We start from the raw sequence: 17,479 nt of genomic DNA, 5'->3' as shown, positions 1-17,479 counted from the left end.
ATCTTGGCGATAGATAGATTTTATGCGGTGATACCCGCTTATGAGCCTGATGAAAAAATGCTGGCTGTTATTGACGATATATCTTCATTGACCGATTTTCATATAATTGTCATTAATGACGGCAGCGGCAAGGATAAGCTGCCGATTTTTGCCGAAGCCGCAAAAAAAGCCATAGTTCTCACCCATGAGGTAAACAAAGGCAAGGGGCGTGGCATAAAAACCGCACTTGAATACATAAAAGAACATGAAGCCGACACTGTGGGCATCGTCATCGCAGACGCAGACGGACAGCACAAGGTGGAGGATATAATAAGGGTGTCGGAAGCCCTGAAAAGCTCCCCTGACAAGCTTATTATGGGTTGTCGCAGATTTTCAGGAAAGATACCGCTGCGAAGCAAATTCGGCAACAATATCACAAAATTTGTTTTCTCATTTGCCGCAGGAGTAAAGGTAAGCGACACGCAGACGGGCTTGCGTGGTTTTTCCTCAAAGCTCATACCTTTTATGCTGTCGGTAAACGGTGACAGATATGAGTTTGAGATGAATATGCTACTTGAATGTGCAAGAGAAGGCATAAGATTCTATGAAGTGCCTATCGAAACAGTTTACCTTGGCAAAAACGAGTCATCACATTTTAATCCTATCAAAGACTCATGGAGAATATACAAGGATATACTGAAATTCTCATGCTCATCACTTCTTAGCTTCTGCGTGGACTATATTTGCTACAGCATTTTCGCAATGATAAGCGGGAACGTAGCGTTTTCTAACATATGTGCAAGAGTGATAAGCTCCATTTTCAACTTTTCGATGAACAAAAAATTCGTCTTTAAAAATAAGGAAGGCATTGCAAAGACAGCCACAAAATACTTTCTGCTTGCCGCATTAATACTAGCTGCAAACACAATAATGCTAGAGCTATGTGTGAAATATCTCATACACAACAAATATATCAGCAAAATACTTATAGAAGTGCTGCTTTTCTTTATAAGCTGGGCGGCGCAAAAAAGTTTCGTTTTCAGAAAGAGGGAAAGAAAAATTGACGAATAAGACAAAAAAGCCAATGCCTGTCTGGGCAATGATCATAACGGACGTTGTGCTTACAGCGGCAGCGATAGGCGTGTTCATGCTTTTTGACTACGTTATGCCGCAAAGCTCAGGAATAAAGGGAGAAGTGATCGCAACAGTTGACAGCTCCGCAGAGGGTAGCTTCACCCTGCCAAATGCGGCTGACAACTCGCAGGCAGAAAGCACTGCGCAGGACGACAGCGAGCCTGCAGTTACCACAACAGCTCCGCAGGCAGAAAAGGCTACAACCACACTGCGTACTGAGCAGACGAACCGCAGAAACTGGGGCAATCAGGACACTGCCGACTATCGTTCAGACCAGAACGCTATAAGCAGTATAACAAACGGTGCCATAACCTCTGCGGAGCTTGGCTCGGCTTCAACTGACAATGCTCAGGTGACAGTATACAAAAAATCTATCGGTGAGGGCAGCAACAAGATAACCTATTTTGTGGCTGATGTTTATGTCACAAGCGCAAGCGAGATAAAAGCCGCCTTTGCAGACGGAGAATTCGGTAAGAACATCAAGGACTCAGTATTCAGTATGGCGGTGGAAAACAAAGCTCTTTTCGCCATAAACGGTGATTTCTATGGTAATTCAGAACGCAGTATCGTTATAAGAAACGGTATAAAATACCGTGATGATGTCAACGACGCAGACGTGTGCGTGCTGTTCACAGACGGCACAATGCAGACCTACTCCCCGTCTGAATATGACAGCGACGCTGTTATAGCAAAAGGTGCATGGCAGGCTTGGAACTTTGGTCCTGCGCTTCTTGACGGAAGTGGCAACGTTCTTGAAACGTTCAACACAACAAAATATCTCAACAGTGCAAATCCACGTTCAGCTATCGGCTGTGTGTCGGCAGGCCACTATATTTTCGTGACAGTTGACGGCAGAAACGAAGGCTACTCAAAGGGCGCAACTCTCAGCGAGCTTGCGGCTATCATGAGCGATGAGGGCTGTATGTCTGCGTTCAATCTTGACGGTGGAAAGTCCGCTATGATGTACTTCAACAAAAGCATTGTGAACGCTCCTGACGGCGGTGGACGTGACCTCAGCGACATTATCTATATAGGAGGATAAAAATGAAAAGACTAAGCAAAATTCTCCCACATATCACGATAATACTTGCGGGAATGTTCATTGTATTCTGGATATTGGATATACTCAACCCTACAATGAATTTCATAAACAGAAAAATATCCAACAAGCTTCTGCTGGCATTTTGCATATCAGCCATAATAACAGCGATACTGGCGGTCTACTATCAGCGCAAGAGCGACAGAAAAGAATAGAACTAATGCAGAGTCACACGGCTCTGCATTTTTTTATGGTCAGATTTTCCTGAAAAATATCTGTATAGTTCCTGATCGAAAGGTAATAATTATATTATCACGGCAGCATAAAATGCTGCTTTTTAACAGGAGCGTGCGATGCAGTACAATAAAGTTGAGATAAGCGGAGTGAACACCAATGAGCTTAAAACGCTGAAAGAGTCAGAAAAGCTGGAGCTTTTGAAAAAAGCCCATTCAGGTGACAAGAAAGCCCGTGAGGAGCTTATAAACGGCAATCTCAGGCTCGTGCTGAGCGTTTTGCAGAAGTTTGTGAGCCGAAGCGACTCCCCTGACGACCTTTTTCAGGTGGGTGTTGTGGGGCTTATCAAGGCGATAGATAATTTCGATACCTCTCTTGATGTGAAGTTTTCTACCTACGCTGTGCCTATGATAGCAGGAGAGCTTAGAAGATTTCTTCGTGATTTTCAGCCCATGAGGGTGAGCCGTTCTCTCCGTGACCTTGCTTATAAAGCAATGCAGGCGAAAGAACAGCTCATATGCGAAAACCAGAAAGAACCTACTGTTGAGCAGATAGCAGACACTATCACCGAAAAGCCTAGTCAAGTGGTCATTGCCCTTGAAGCCATAACCGACCCGGTCTCACTCTATGAGCCTGTGTATTCTGACAACGGCGATGCTCTTTATGTATTGGATCAGGTGAGCGACTCCTGTGACGATAAAAGCTGGCTTGAAGAGCTTTCATTGAAGCAAGCCATGAGTGAGCTTCAGCCTCGTGAACGTAATATACTCTTCCTGCGCTTTTTCAAAGGACAAACTCAGGTGGAGGTAGCAAAAAATATCGGCATCTCTCAGGCACAGGTATCACGGCTTGAAAAAGGTGCATTGGAACACATCAAGAAAAGTATCTAACTTCTGTCGCAATACGTTAAATCGACATTTATGAATATTTTTCTTATATACAATTACATTAAGGTCACTTTTTTGAAACAATTTGATTAATAATGTGCCATTAAAGTTGCTTGTAGTCAAAAAATTTGATATAATAATATAGGAGTTATTATGTTAAATCGTCATAAGGGAGTTGAAGTGTATGCTGACTGATTATTCGGTCCTTATTTCCGAGTCATATGACGGCCAGCATAAACTGTTGACCGAGGAACTTAAACGCAAGGGTACAAAGGTCCATATATGCGGTGATACTGAAATAGAGCTTGAGATAGGTGCTGTAAAATATACTCCTGACGTTATCGTTATTGACTGCTGTAAGCTGGGATATAAAAAGCTTCTGCATTTTCGTGAGATACTTCACGAAGATGACATTCATCCCATAATATATAACATCTACACTTATGATGACACAGAAACGATCCGTATTCTTCTCGATTATGATGATATTCTGCACATACTTATGCCATACGACGCTAAGAACGTATGCCACTATATGCTTGACAAGCTAAAAAGGATACCTGTCGATCCTGATATCCTTAGACAGAATATTTCAAAGGAGATACATAGGATCATAACATCAACGGGCATAAACCGCAAACATTCAGGATATGACCATATCTACTACATGATATTTCTTATTATATTCAAATATAACGGTAATAAAGTACAAATAGGCGAACTTTATAAGGACATTGAAAAACAATACGGAAAAAACACTGCAGCTATTGAACGCTCAACAAGAAGTGCTATAGTTTCAGGCTGGGAAAAAATGAAGCCTGTGGATAAGCAAATGCTTTTTGAAAGTTGCCTTGCTAACGGAACAAAGCCTACAAATGCAATGTACATAAACACCATAGCTTTATATATAAAGCATTTGTATAACGATCAGCTGGAGATGTATTACAAAAACAAAAACGATCATACATAGGACGATCCCCAAAGTGCATACCTATTATAAAGGGTATGCACTTTTTTTGAAAGGGGAAGGTTTCATGATCTGTAGTTTTTCAAGCTTACGAAATAAAGAGGTCGTCAATATGCGAACAGGACTGAAAATAGGCTATGTTGATGATATAGAAATGGATACTCAGGGAGCGAACATAGTTTCACTGATCGTCTATGGCAAACCAAGGGCTTTCGGTATCATGGGCAGAGATGAGGATATTATCATAAAATGCTCGGATATCGAGCTTATCGGCGAAGATACCATACTTGTAAAATTCAACGATAGTGCAGTATGCACAAAGAGCAGAACTGTAAAAATCGAAAATTTGTTAAAATAAATTGTCGAAAGCTCTTGAAATGAAATAGAAAATATGATATAATATTAAAGCAATTCGCACGGACAGGTTTTTGCCGTTGGTCCTGCCGTAAGACAGGTGAAAGCAAGTAAAGCCGTCCGGAGGATAAAAACATCTGCATAAGCAGAAATCTAAAACCAAACAGGAGGTTACTACAATGGGAGTAGTATCAATGAAGCAGCTTCTTGAAGCTGGTGTACACTTTGGTCACCAGACAAGAAGATGGAACCCTAAAATGGCTCCATACATTTTCACAGAAAGAAACGGAATTTACATCATCGATCTTCAGAAGACCGTTAAGAAGCTTGAAGAAGCTTATATGTTTATCCGTGACATCTCAGCTAATGGCGAAGAGGTACTTTTCGTAGGTACAAAGAAGCAGGCTGGAGATTCTATCAAGGAAGAGGCACTGAGAGCTAATGCACATTATGTAAATGCAAGATGGCTCGGCGGTATGATGACAAACTACAAGACGATCCAGCAGAGAATCAAGAGACTTGAGCAGCTCCACACAATGGAAGAGGACGGCACATTCGACCTTCTCCCTAAGAAGGAAGTTGTTAAGCTGAAGCTTGAGATAGAAAAGCTTGAAAAGTTCATGGGCGGTATCAAGAACATGAAGAAGCTTCCAGGCGCACTTTTCGTTGTTGACCCAAGAAAGGAAAAGATCGCTGTAGCAGAGGCTAAGAAGCTTGGCATACCTGTAGTAGCTATCGTTGACACAAACTGCGATCCTGACGATGTTGATTATGTTATCCCAGGTAACGATGACGCTATCAGAGCAGTTAAGCTTATCGCTGGCTGCATGGCTAACGCTATAATCGAAGGCAGACAGGGTGAGGACGCTGAGTCCGCTGAAGAGGCAGATAAGGTGGAAGAAGCTGACGAGGCTGCTGAATAAGAGCTGAAATTTCAGGCAGGCATTTATAGTATATTTGTCTGCCTATTTCGATATAAAACACTAGGAGGAATAATAATGGGTAAGGTATCCGTAGCAGAGATCAAAGAACTTATGACAGCAACAGGCGTTGGCATGATGGACTGCAAGAAGGCTCTTGTAGAAGCTGACGGCGATATGGAAAAGGCAGTAACACTTCTCCGTGAAAAGGGACTTGCTACACAGGCCAAGAAGAGCGGCAGAGTTGCAGCAGAGGGTATCTGCACAGCTGTAGTTAAGGGCAACGTAGGCTGCGTTCTTGAAGTAAACATCGAAACAGACTTTGCTGCTAACAATGATGAGTTCAAGGCTTTCGTTGCAGCAGTTGCTGATACAGTAATCGAGACAAACCCTGCTGATGTTGACGCACTTAAGGCAACAAAGATCAGCGGTGGTGACAAGACAGTTGAAGAGACACTTCAGGATCTGTTCATCAAGATCAGAGAGAACATGGTAATCAGAAGATTCAAGAGAATGGAAGGCATTCTTGTTCCTTACGTTCACGGTGCAGGCAGCATCGGCGTTATGGTAAAGCTTGATTCTGACATTGCAGCTGACAATGCTGAGCTCCTTGCTGCTGGTAAGGACTGTGCACTTCAGGTTGCAGCTATGAATCCTGCATACCTGAACAGAGAGGCTGTTCCTGCTGACGCTCTTGACAAGGAGAGAGAGATCATGCTGGCTCAGATGGCTGAAGATCCTAAGATGGCTAACAAGCCTGAGCAGGTTAAGCACAAGATCATCGACGGTAAGATTGGCAAATACTATTCTGAGAACTGCCTCCTTGAGCAGGCATTCGTTAAGGATGATAAGGTATCTGTTGGCAAGTACGTTGAGTCTGTAGCTAAGAAGCTTGGCGGCAAGATCGACGTTGTTGAGTACGTTCGTTTCGAGAGAGGCGAAGGCGTAGAGAAGAAGGAAGAGAACTTCGCTGACGAAGTTGCAGCAATGACAAAGTAATCTTTCTGACATAAATGAAAGTCCCTCGGTGGTGAGCCGAGGGACTTTTTTTATGGGCTTTTGATTGTAACTTGTCAACTTTTATTATACTGCGTCATTCGACTATGCGATATAATATAAGTACAAGTTAATATGTCTTCAGTAGAGAGTGTCTTAAATATAAGATGCTCTCTTTTTTGTTGACCTTTTTCTTTTGTTGAGGTCAGCAACAGAGGAAAAATAGACTTGACAGAAGCCTCTGAAAAGAGGTATAATGATAGAAAGATAGTTGAAAATATAATGATAAATTCAATAGAAAAAACTATTGAATTGCCTATTGAGCAGAAACATACAGGTAAGGGCAATCCAAACGCTGTTTTTGGTATTGAGCTTAATAATCGCCAAAAGGATCTACTCGAAAAGCTTTCTGAGTTTGACAGCAAAGTAATAGTCGATAAGAAAAGCGTTAATATGGCTGATCTTTCGGCGTTGACTGCTCACACAGGAGATGAGTTTGCATTGTTCACAAAGGGCAAGGATAGACTCATAATTCGTGGTAATTCCTCAAAGGAGTGATATTATGTGCAAGCTTTTTGATGAATGGAGAAACGAAATTAAAGATTATTGTAGGCAGCAGGGTCTTAACTTTGATACGGCTGAAAAGTTGTCACAATCCTGGAATAAGAATACGGTGGCGTTGTCTTACCGTGATCCAAGCAAAGGTTCAAATGGACTTCTTGATGATACTCCGTGTCCGTTGGTTTTGCTGATACGCCGTGAAAAGAATGGCAAGCTCGTTTTTGAGCAGACAGAACACACTAAAAAATATCTTGCGTAGTGTAGCTTTTTTAGTAGCGAAACTGAAAAACTATCTAAAAATGTATTGGAACGAAAAATAAGATAAGAAGCGGCATCCTCTGAACTTATAGCTCTTGACTTTTTATTAGCATTGTGATATAATAAAAATGACAAAAGGGTACTGCATAAGCCTATTGGCTAAGCGGTTTCTCCCAAAGATTTAGTGAAAAGAAACACCGTTACTTGTGAGATTATTGGCGGTGTTTCTTTTCGTGAGGGTTTGCCAAAGAAAAGTCTATTTTGTCAAGTAAAAGCGAAACGAAAAGCCCACTCAGTTTTGTAACTGAGTGGGTGTTTCTTTTCGTAAGCGTTTGCCAAAGAAAAGTCTATTCGCTCCTGCTGGGATGGAAATTCCTTGCATGGTCTGTTTTTTAGAGTAGAGTGTGGAGGATTTGACGAGTACATTGCATTTATTTCATCACACTTAAAGCAAAGCCCCTCGGTGATAAGCCGAGGGGTTTTGTTTATGCTTTAAAATATTCAAGGACAGCGTCCAAACTATCCATTTTCTTGTACACCATTGACAATATCTCATCTGTCGGTGCAATAAGATCTGGCACCATTATTGGTATCATCTTTGCATTGTAAGCCGCCTTTATGCCATTGTAAGAGTCCTCTACAGCAACAGTTTTCTCAGGCCTTACTCCCAGCTTCTCACAGGCAAGTAAATATATCTCAGGCTGTGGCTTTGAATGTTTTATCATATCTCCGCCAATAATCACATGGAAATAATCAAGCAGACCTGCTCCCTTTAGATTTTTGATAACCCCTTTGTAAGACGTTGATGAAGCAAGTCCTACCTTTATATCACGCTCTTTAAGATAAGAAAGCAACTCCCTTACTCCGCTTTTCAGAGGCAAACCACACTCAGCGATAATATCTGCACAAATGGCTTTTGCTTCGTCATAAAGTTCGGGTATTGACACTTTGTCACCATATGCGGCTTCTAGGATAGCCATTGTATCAACAGTGCTTCTGCCAATGCACTTCATAGCATTTTCGTGAACGTTGGTCAGACCATATTTCTTTCCAAGGCGCTCCCAGCTTTCAAGACCTATTACTTCGCTGTCGAAAATAACGCCGTCCATATCGAATACGATCCCGTCAAGTTCTGATAATTTCAAACCCACCACGCACCTCACTTGAAATACATATACAGATTACATTTTATCATGCCGTTGTAAAGCTTACGCTTTTTGTCAGCCTTTTTGCCGAAAAACACCTCAAACTCCTCATGTGGGGAGATTATATAGCATGGGTTCTCCTTTGACGGGCAAAGTCTTTGTCCCATTTTCTTATAAAGCTCCTCGGCTTCCTTTATTTCAAGCATACGCTCGCCATATGGGGGATTGACAATTGTTATCGAACCCTCTATCTGGCTGTATTTTGAGATATCCTGCTGTTTTACTGTAAGCTTCGAGCCTACTCCTGCCTTTTTAGCGTTGTTTCTTGTAAGCTCAACCGCTATATCATCAACATCAAAGCCAAACGCCTTGAATGCACCCTGCCTGTCGATAGCGTCCATAGCCTCGGCTCTTGCATTGCGCCACGCTGTTTCAGGTATCTGTGACCACTGCTCTGCCGCAAAATTTCTTCTCAGACCAGGTGCAACTTTCAGTGCCTTGTATGCCGACTCAATAAGAAATGTACCTGAACCGCACATAGGATCCACCACAACTGAGTCCGCACGAACTCTTGCAAGGTCAACTATACCTGCGGCAAGTGTTTCCTTGATAGGTGCGTCGTTGGAATTTCTTCTGTAGCCACGCTTGTGAAGTCCTACACCTGATGTATCAAGATAGATAGTCGCAATGTCCTTATGGATAGCAAACTGTATCTGATGTTTCGATGCAGTTTCCTCAAAATAGCTTATGCCATAGGCTTTTTCAAGTCTTTTAACGCAGGCTTTTTTGATTATCTTCTGACAATCAGGGATAGAATGAAGCTTTGAATTAAGGGCATGACCCTTAACAGGAAAAGCGTCCTCCCTGCCGATAAAGTTCTCCAGCGGAAGATTCATAACACCGTCAAAAAGCTGTTCAAAGCTTTCTGCTCTAAAGCTGCCAAGCTCGATAAGCACACGCTCTCCTGTGGCAATCCAAAGATTTGCCTTTGCAAGCACGTCAAAGCCACCTTCAAAGCTTATCTTCCCGTCAGTTGTGGTAAGATTTTCACCGCCTATCTTTTTTATCTCATATGCAAGCACGCTTTCAAGCCCAAAATGGCATGGAACGCACATTCGCAGTTTATTTTCCATAATGATTTCCTTTCAAAAAAGCCTCCATAGAGTTATGGAGGCTTTAATTTTAATGATTTCCGCTACAATACTCAGGCTCGTTGGATTTCTTGTAATATCCAGTTGCCGTGCTATAGCATGAATTTGACGCAAGCTTACCTGTCTTTGTGCAGTAGGTGAGCTTTTCAACTGTATCGGGCATTTTGAAAGTCTTGTCAAATGACTTATGCTTCTCATTCTCAGCGATATCACCAAAAACGTTCTTCCAAATCGCACCGATATTCTGATACTCGTTCGTAGGGATAGTGGCAGGGTTTTCATAACCTATCCAGATACCTGAAACGTAGTCAGGAGTACAGCCTACAAATGAAAGGTCAAACCAGTCAGATGAAGTACCTGTCTTACCGACAAGGTCAGTATTGTTTAGCTTAGCATATCTACCAGTACCGTCCTGCTGAGTTATAACATTCTGCATCATTCTGTTCATAACGTAAGCGGTAGACTCGCTGATAGCCTGCTTGTATCCGTCGCTCTTTTCATAGATAGCGTTTCCGTCAGCGTCCTCTACCTTTGAAACGTAGGTAACGTCATACTTCTTACCGCCATTGCCGAATATCATATAAGCGCCTACAAGCTCCTCAAGCTTAGTACCATTTGTAAGACCGCCGACAGTTACTGGTGAATAGTCAGCGTCGGAGTCTGCAAGCGTAGTGATGTCAAGCTTTTCCTTAAGGAAGTTATAGGAATAAGCAGGTGTCATTTTTTTGATAAGCTGTGCAGGAAGAGTGTTCAGCGACCTTGTGAGCATTTCTACAGTTGTAAGCTGCTGATAAGACCAGTTTGCACTGTCGCCTGTTTCAGAATAGTTTACAGGCCACTTTTTGTCCTTGCCCTTTACCTTAATAGTGATAGGCTCATCAGTGAACAGGGTTGACCATGTCATAAGATCCTGATCCAGCGCTGGAGCGTATGAAGCTATAGGCTTGATACAAGAACCTGGTGAACGTTTGGCATCAGTAGCAATATTATAAACTCTCGACTCCTCTTTCTTATCACGTCCGCCAACGATAGCCTTAACATTGCCCTGGTAGTCCATAGCGATAAAGCCTGACCACAGAGTATCGTCCTTTTTGTTCATTTCATAGGTGGTGAAATTGCTTTGCTTCTGCATTTCCTTCTCAACCTTCTTCTGCATACTTCTGTCAACAGTGGTATATGCAGTAAATCCGCCGTCATAAAGTCTTGCGGAAGCGTCCTCCCATGAAATGCCATAATAGTCAGCGATTATCTGTATAGTCTGATTGATAGCAGCGTCCATGAAATAAGATGTCGGACCCTGATCCTTTGTTTCGTCCTCATAGATAGATGAGCTTGTGTAGGTTATATCGCCTGTTATTTTAAGCTCATAGTTGAGGGCTTCGTTATATTCCTGCTCAGAAATTGCACCATTATCGAGCATATGATCCAGCGTATACTTCTGTCTGAGCTTGTTGTTTTTCATATTATCATATGGGTTGTTTGCAGCAGGCCAGCTTGTCATACCCGCAAGTGAAGCTGCCTCAGCAAGGTTAAGATCCTTTACGTCCTTGCCAAAATAGAAGTTTGCAGCAGCCTGAACTCCGATGATATCATACTCCTGAGTTGTCAGTGGCACAAGGTTAAGATAGCTTTGGAGGATATCTTCCTTTGTGTAGGTCTTTTCCACGTTGATAGAACGGAAGATCTCTCGTATCTTACGCTCGATACCATGGATAGAATCTCTGGAGTCATCACCCGTGATGTTCTTGATAGTCTGCTGAGTGATAGTCGAACCACCTATCTGTCTGCCGCCGTATATCGGAATGAATACATTGACAAATGAAGCGAACGTTCTCTTGAAGTCAACGCCGTCATGAGAATAAAATCTCTCGTCCTCGGTGTACACAAAAGCGTCCTGAACATACTGAGGGATATCCTCAAGATCAGCCCATACAACGTGCTTATTGCTGTTTTTCAGAGCATAATAAAGGTCATACTCCTGTGAATCCTCATCATCTTCATCATAGTCAGGGTTGACAGACAAAAATCTCGAAATGTTGCTTGTTTCCGTCTTATCAAGGCTGATAGTTGTTGTGGTATCTGCAAAGTTAAGGACGTAAATAGTCAGAACTGTTGCAAATATAGAACAGGTGATAATGAGTATCAGGAATATCGACAGCAAAGCTGTGCCTAATATTTTGAGAACTCTGACAGCAGGATTAGTGGATCTTTTCTTTTTGCGTTTTTTCACTGCCGTGTTTTTTATTTCATCCATAAATTTAACCTTTCGTCTTTATTTGATCTGATATTATTATACCACATACGAATCAAAAAGTTAAGTCTTTTCGGTAAATCTTTAGTTTTTTCTAAGGATTTTTTGACAGAACAAAGCTGCCGTTATTTCATTGAAAATAAAAAACGAGGGCGATCACTCGCCCCCATGAATTTTATTGCTTATTCAGCGTCCTCAGAAGCCTCGTCATCAGCAGGAAGCAAAGCTCTCATAGACAGGCTGATCCTCTTCTTGTCGAGATCGATCTCTGTGATCTGGCAATCAACTACCTGACCTACAGAAAGGATATCTGCAACATTGTTTACTCTCTGGTTAGCGATCTGAGAGATATGGATAAGACCGTCGATACCGTCAATGATCTGTGCAAAAGCACCAAAGCTTGTGATAGAAACAACAGTAGCCTTAACTACCTGACCTACCTCATAATTAGCCTTGAAGATCTCCCATGGATTCTCAGAAGCCTTCTTATATGTCAATGAAACCTTCTTTGTTTCGCTGTCGATATCCTTGATAGTAACAGTGATCTTATCGCCAACGGAAACAACGTCTGAAGGGTGCTTGATCCTGTTCCAAGAAAGATCCATTCTTCTAATAAGGCCGTCAACACCACCGAGATCTACGAATACGCCGTAATCTGTGATAGACTTAACTGTACCCTCTACCTCAGAACCGATCTGAGCTGTCTCAAAGAACTTAGCCTGAGCTGCTGCTCTTTCCTCTCTTGCTACTGCACGGATAGAACCAACTGCTCTCTGCTTAGCCTCGTTTACCTCAAGGATCTTGAAGCTTACTGACTGCTTGAGCAGATCGTTAAGATCGAAATCTCTTCTTGGAGCTGCCTGTGAAGCAGGGATAAATACCTTAACACCGTTAGCTGATACGAGTACACCGCCCTTAACAACGTTTGTAACTGTACCTGTAAGTGTAGCGTCAGCTTCCTTAGCCTCAACTATCTTCTGGAAACCAAGAACTGCGTCAACCTTCTTCTTAGAAAGTGTAACGATACCCTCCTGGTCATTTGTCTTAAGAACGATCAGATCGATCTTGTCGCCTACCTTTACGATATCCTCTGGCTTCTTAGTAGGATCATCTGTAAGTTCAGATGCAGGAATATAGCCTGTGTGCTTTGTTCCGATATCTACGGCTACTTCACCGTTATTGATATCGGTGACAACGCCCTCAACCTTCATTCCCGTATGTATTTTTTTCAGAGTCTTTTCCAGTTCCTCCTCAAAATTAAATTCTTCGTCAACATTGTTCAACATTTCACTCATGGTCTGTTGTACCTCCTTGATTATATAAGCCGGCGTCGATGCACCAGCAGAAATCCCGATAAATTTTGCACCTGATAAGTCAATATCACATGCCCTCAGTCCTTCGGCGTCCTCCACAAGCCAACATTTGCAATATTCATCGCATATGGCTTTAAGCTTGTGAGTATTGGAGCTGTGCAGCCCTCCGACTATTATCATTATGTCGGCAGCCTTCGCAAGCTCCGCCGCCTCCTTCTGTCTTTCAGAAGTGGCACTGCATATGGTGTTATACACCACAGCCTCAGGCAGATACCTCTCAAAAAGCTCTTCGCACTTTCTCCACATATTCTTATTATACGTTGTCTGAGCCAGAATTGCAACCTTTTTTGACGAAAAATCTTTCTCTTTCACCAAATTTTCAAAATCGTCACATGAACTGAACACATAACTCTCTCCGCTGCAATGACCTCTTATACCCATTATTTCCGGGTGAGCCTCATCACCTGCGATAAGAATAACGTATCCCTCGCCCGATTTTTCGGCTGCTATCTTGTGTATCCTTGCCACAAAGGGACAGGTAGCGTCAATTACCTCCGCACCTACCTTTGCAAGCTTTTCATACACGTCCAGTCCAACTCCGTGGGATCTGATAACAACTGTCTGGTCTTTCGTGACCTTATCCACATCGGTGGAGTAAACTCCTTTTGCTTCAAGGTCAGAAACTACGTTTGGATTGTGAATGATTGGGCCTAACGTTACAACATTATTTCGGTTATCTAATTCATTATACACTATTTTTACGGCTCTGTCTACACCAAAACAGAAACCTGCGGTCTTTGCAACGCAAATTTTACACTTTGTTAACATTTAATGTACCAGCTCCGTGATATTTTTCATGATCTCGTTCTTGATAGTCCTAAGAGAATGAGGGTCGGTGGCTGTAACGCCTATCTCGCAAGGCACTATAGGCTTTCCAAATCTTACAACTACACGCTTTCTGAATTTGAGCTTGCCCTCGAAATTGATACCAACAGGGACCACAGGCACCTGAGCCACAGCCGCCACCAATGCAACACCTGTTTTGCCCTTTCCTACCTTGCCGTCCTTTGAACGTGTTCCCTCAGGGAATATGACAAGGTTTCTGCCCTTTTCAAGCTTTTCTATAGATGTATCTATGACCTGAGTGTCGCCCTTTCCTCTTGTAACAGGGAATGCTCCGAACGCTTTTATAAGCAGAGTGAAGAACACATTCTGATGAAAAAGCTCCTCCTTAGCCATATAAGAAAGCGGCACTCTTGTTGGCAGTGCGATAAAAACAGGGTCCTGATAGCTTCTGTGATTTGATGCGAATATATTCCCACCGTCCTTTGGGATATTTTCCGTACCCTCGAAAGTGATGTTAAAATACAGATGATAAAGTCCGATAACGATATATCTCAGCACTGTGTACCAAAACATATGGAAATGACCAAGCCTGTGTTCTTTTTTCACAGGTCTCACCGGCATTATCTCTTTTATCTTACGCTCTTTTTTTTAGTCTTGTCGGTTATTACCTTGTAGATAGCCTCAACAGACTCTTCAAGAGTCAACTCAGTAGAGTCCACCTCAACAGCATCATCAGCCTTTTTCAGCGGTGCTATCTCTCTGTGTGTATCGTTATAGTCACGCTGGATTATATCCTGCAATACCTCGTCATATGTAGACTTGTCGCCCTTTTCCTGAAGCTCCTTGAAACGTCTTTCCGCTCTGGCTTCTGGTGCGGCTGTGAGGAAAATCTTCACGTCAGCGTTTGGCAAAACCACAGTGCCGATATCTCTGCCGTCCATGATGATGTTGTTTTCTTTTGCGATATTCTTCTGAAGTTCAAGCAGAAATTCTCTTACCTCAGGTATAGCAGACACCTTTGACGCACCCATGGATATCTCAGGCGTTCTTATTTTGTCTGAAACGTCCTCGTCATTGAGCATTACTCTCTGCCCTGCTTCTGTGTAGCAAAGCTTTATGGATATCTCACCAAGAAGGGGTTTTATCTGCTCAGGGTCAGAAAGGTCTGCACCCTTGCTTATAACATAATAAGCTATGGAGCGGTACATCGCACCTGTGTCTACATATACATATTCAAGCTTTTTCGCTACCGCCTTTGCGATAGTGGACTTTCCTGCTCCGGAAGGTCCGTCGAGAGCCACGTTTATTCCCATATTAAAATCTCCTTATCCTATTTTATCCGCACAGCTATACGCCGTGGAAAACGCTATCTGCAAATTAAAGCCCCCTGTATAAGCGTCAACGTCAAGCACCTCACCGATAAAGTAAAGTCCTTTACACAGCTTTGACTCCATTGACCGTGGGTCTATCTGCGAAACATCAACTCCTCCACGGGTGATGATAGCTTCCTCTACAGGGCGCATACACTTCACTGTGAACGTTAGCTTTTTCACTGTGGAAACAAGCCTTTCACGCTCCTCACGGGTTATCTGATTGACCTTTTTCTCAGGATCGATGCCGCACCTTTTTATTATAAGTGGTATTATCTTTGAAGGCAGGAGTTTGCCCAGTGAATTCTGAAAATCCCTGTTTGGAAAATCACCGAAATCACGAAGTATCCTGCTGTCGAGCTGTTCATGGCTCAGTGCAGGTTTAAGGTCGATATCCATATAATACCTTGACTTATTCATATCACCAAGGTGAGCCGAAGCCGAAAGTACAAGCGGTCCGCTCAGACCAAAGTGTGTGAAAAGCATTTCTCCAAGCTCGTGGAAAATTGGTTTATCTCTGTCCTCTTCACGAAGCGTCAAGGTGCAGTTTCTAAGGGAAAGCCCCATTGCAGAAGCACATTCCTCACGCTCATATGTGACCACAGGGCAAAGTGATGGCGTTATTGCCGTGACCTTATGCCCCACAGACTTGGCAAGCCTATAGCCGTCGCCTGTTGAGCCTGTCCGTGGATAGGACTTTCCGCCAGTTGCAACGATAACGCTGTCTGCATAATAATATCCATGCTCGCATTTAAAGCCCTCTGCTCTGCCGTCCTTTATGATAAGCTCTTTTACCTCATCGTCGATAAACTGCACACCACTGTCCTCGCAGGCTTTCACAAGAGCCTTGACGATATCCTTTGCTTTGTCGCTTACAGGGAAAACCCTGTTGCCACGCTCAGTTTTAAGCTCCACCCCAAGGCACTCAAAGAAGCTCATAACGTCCTCTGGAGAAAATCTGCTCAGTGCTGAATACATGAACTTGCTGTTGCGTGGGATATTTTTCATAACAGTGTCAGCGGTACAGTTGTTTGTGACGTTACACCTGCCCTTGCCTGTTATCATGAGTTTTCTGCCCTGACAGCCGCTATGCTCGATAACAGCAACGCTCTTTCCACGCCAGCCAAGCTGAACTGCGCAGAACATTCCTGCCGCACCTGCGCCTGCTATAACTGCGTCAAATCTTCTCACTGTGTATCTTCCTCGCTTTTTGCGTAAACGTCATACTCAGCCCAAACCTTTTCAAGACGTTCAAAGGTCTGGGACACTCTGTCGATATTTCTTATGGATACCGCAACGATAAGTGCATTTATAAGGCTCAGCGGTGCAACGAGAGAGTCAACGAAAGAAGCCATATCGCTTCTTGCAAGAAGCAGGCTGTCTGCATACTTTGCGATAGGCGAAGCCTTTGAGTCTGTTATAGCTATAACGTTCGCACCGTTGCTCTTTGCATACTTCAAAGCCTTGACAGTCTGCTTTGAATATCTTGGGAAAGAAATTCCTATCATGGCGTCCTTTTCGTCTATTCTCATTATCTTTTCAAAAAGCTCGGAAGTAGTCGTACTCTGAACGAGCTTTACATGGGGGAAAATAAGTCCCAGATAATAAGCAAGGAACGAAGCGATAGAAGCTGCACTTCTCGTACCCATTATGTAAAGGGTATTGCAGGAAACGATAGTGTCAACGGCATTGTTAAAGTCCTCCTTTGAGGTTTCCTCCAAAGTACGCCTTATCTTGTCGATGTCGAGATTGAGTACCCTTTCAAGCACGTTGTCACTGCTCATAAGGTCGGAAGTGACCTCTATTCTCTGAACAGTTGTAAGCTTGTTTCTCATAAGCTCCTGCAAGCCTTTTTGAAGGGCAGGATAGCCGTCATAGCCAAGCTCTGAGGCAAATCTTACCACCGTTGATTCGCTGACGCCCACAGTTTTTCCAAGCTTCTGAGCCGTCATAAAAGCCGCTTTGTCATAGTGGGAGAGAATGTAGTTCGCAATTAGCTTGTGTCCCTTTGACAAGCCTGAAAGCTTTTCATTGATAAGCGTAAATAAATCTTTTTCCATTTCTATCTATACCT

The 17,479-nt window shown here is 42.9% G+C and carries 18 protein-coding genes; 10 read left to right on the top strand and 8 right to left on the bottom strand.

The features are described 5' to 3' along the window. The first annotated feature begins 3 nt into the window (after positions 1–3). From RBI_RS05405 to RBI_RS05360, 10 genes are all read left to right on the top strand, one after another. The gene (locus RBI_RS05405) at positions 4–1,050 is read left to right on the top strand and encodes a bifunctional glycosyltransferase family 2/GtrA family protein (RefSeq protein WP_242843622.1); all 1,047 of its coding nucleotides are present in this window, start codon (positions 4–6) and stop codon (positions 1,048–1,050) included. Beyond that, positions 1,040–2,155: a phosphodiester glycosidase family protein gene (locus RBI_RS05400; protein WP_242843621.1), complete on the top strand. Its 1,116-nt coding sequence runs from the start codon at positions 1,040–1,042 to the stop codon at positions 2,153–2,155. Before RBI_RS05405 ends, RBI_RS05400 begins: the two co-directional genes overlap by 11 nt. Before the next feature lie 2 nt (positions 2,156–2,157). Continuing rightward, positions 2,158–2,367 (top strand): hypothetical protein, encoded by a 210-nt coding sequence (locus RBI_RS05395; protein ID WP_038671587.1) that lies wholly within the window; start codon positions 2,158–2,160, stop codon positions 2,365–2,367. Positions 2,368–2,505: 138 nt separating this feature from the next. Further along, entirely contained in the window at positions 2,506–3,276 is a 771-nt protein-coding gene (gene sigG, locus RBI_RS05390) for an RNA polymerase sporulation sigma factor SigG (protein WP_038671585.1), read from the top strand. Between the two features lie 181 nt (positions 3,277–3,457). Continuing rightward, on the top strand, positions 3,458–4,243 hold the full coding sequence (locus tag RBI_RS05385; RefSeq protein ID WP_038671583.1) for a sporulation initiation factor Spo0A C-terminal domain-containing protein: 786 nt from the start codon (positions 3,458–3,460) through the stop codon (positions 4,241–4,243). Between the two features lie 64 nt (positions 4,244–4,307). Further along, on the top strand, positions 4,308–4,598 hold the full coding sequence (locus RBI_RS05380; protein WP_038671581.1) for a YlmC/YmxH family sporulation protein: 291 nt from the start codon (positions 4,308–4,310) through the stop codon (positions 4,596–4,598). Positions 4,599–4,773: 175 nt separating this feature from the next. Continuing rightward, positions 4,774–5,517: a 30S ribosomal protein S2 gene (gene rpsB / locus RBI_RS05375; protein WP_038671579.1), complete on the top strand. Its 744-nt coding sequence runs from the start codon at positions 4,774–4,776 to the stop codon at positions 5,515–5,517. Positions 5,518–5,592: 75 nt separating this feature from the next. Continuing rightward, complete coding sequence (tsf, locus tag RBI_RS05370; RefSeq protein ID WP_022287299.1) at positions 5,593–6,513, top strand: translation elongation factor Ts; 921 nt, start codon at positions 5,593–5,595, stop codon at positions 6,511–6,513. A 225-nt stretch (positions 6,514–6,738) separates the two neighbouring features. Beyond that, complete coding sequence (locus RBI_RS05365) at positions 6,739–7,068, top strand: hypothetical protein (protein WP_038671578.1); 330 nt, start codon at positions 6,739–6,741, stop codon at positions 7,066–7,068. Positions 7,069–7,072: 4 nt separating this feature from the next. Continuing rightward, positions 7,073–7,330: a hypothetical protein gene (locus RBI_RS05360; protein ID WP_038671575.1), complete on the top strand. Its 258-nt coding sequence runs from the start codon at positions 7,073–7,075 to the stop codon at positions 7,328–7,330. A 484-nt stretch (positions 7,331–7,814) separates the two neighbouring features. On the opposite strand, the gene RBI_RS05355 is transcribed toward RBI_RS05360, so the two are convergent. The 8 genes from RBI_RS05355 to RBI_RS05320 all read right to left on the bottom strand — a co-directional run bounded on the left by RBI_RS05355 (position 7,815) and on the right by RBI_RS05320 (position 17,465). Next, on the bottom strand, positions 7,815–8,474 hold the full coding sequence (locus RBI_RS05355; RefSeq protein WP_242843619.1) for an HAD family hydrolase: 660 nt from the start codon (positions 8,472–8,474) through the stop codon (positions 7,815–7,817). Positions 8,475–8,488: 14 nt separating this feature from the next. Next, positions 8,489–9,607: a THUMP domain-containing class I SAM-dependent RNA methyltransferase gene (locus RBI_RS05350; protein WP_038671573.1), complete on the bottom strand. Its 1,119-nt coding sequence runs from the start codon at positions 9,605–9,607 to the stop codon at positions 8,489–8,491. A 49-nt stretch (positions 9,608–9,656) separates the two neighbouring features. Beyond that, complete coding sequence (locus RBI_RS05345; protein WP_038671571.1) at positions 9,657–11,879, bottom strand: transglycosylase domain-containing protein; 2,223 nt, start codon at positions 11,877–11,879, stop codon at positions 9,657–9,659. A gap of 179 nt (positions 11,880–12,058) precedes the next feature. Further along, on the bottom strand, positions 12,059–14,017 hold the full coding sequence (locus tag RBI_RS05340; RefSeq protein ID WP_022287303.1) for a bifunctional 4-hydroxy-3-methylbut-2-enyl diphosphate reductase/30S ribosomal protein S1: 1,959 nt from the start codon (positions 14,015–14,017) through the stop codon (positions 12,059–12,061). After that, a complete protein-coding gene (locus tag RBI_RS05335; RefSeq protein ID WP_158455105.1) occupies positions 14,018–14,641 on the bottom strand; it encodes a lysophospholipid acyltransferase family protein in 624 nt (207 codons plus the stop codon). Positions 14,642–14,664: 23 nt separating this feature from the next. Next, positions 14,665–15,348: a (d)CMP kinase gene (gene cmk / locus RBI_RS05330; RefSeq protein ID WP_038671569.1), complete on the bottom strand. Its 684-nt coding sequence runs from the start codon at positions 15,346–15,348 to the stop codon at positions 14,665–14,667. Between the two features lie 12 nt (positions 15,349–15,360). Further along, positions 15,361–16,596 (bottom strand): NAD(P)/FAD-dependent oxidoreductase, encoded by a 1,236-nt coding sequence (locus RBI_RS05325; RefSeq protein ID WP_038671566.1) that lies wholly within the window; start codon positions 16,594–16,596, stop codon positions 15,361–15,363. Beyond that, the gene (locus RBI_RS05320) at positions 16,593–17,465 is read right to left on the bottom strand and encodes a MurR/RpiR family transcriptional regulator (RefSeq protein ID WP_022287306.1); all 873 of its coding nucleotides are present in this window, start codon (positions 17,463–17,465) and stop codon (positions 16,593–16,595) included. The genes RBI_RS05325 and RBI_RS05320 overlap by 4 nt, the downstream gene beginning before the upstream one ends. Between the last annotated feature and the right edge of the window lie 14 nt (positions 17,466–17,479).

The sequence above is a fragment of the Ruminococcus bicirculans (ex Wegman et al. 2014) genome, assembly GCF_000723465.1.
In the GTDB taxonomy this organism is placed as follows: domain Bacteria; phylum Bacillota; class Clostridia; order Oscillospirales; family Ruminococcaceae; genus Hominimerdicola; species Hominimerdicola aceti.
The sequence above is the reverse complement of the archived record's forward strand: the minus strand, read 5'-3'. Positions and strand labels throughout refer to the sequence as shown.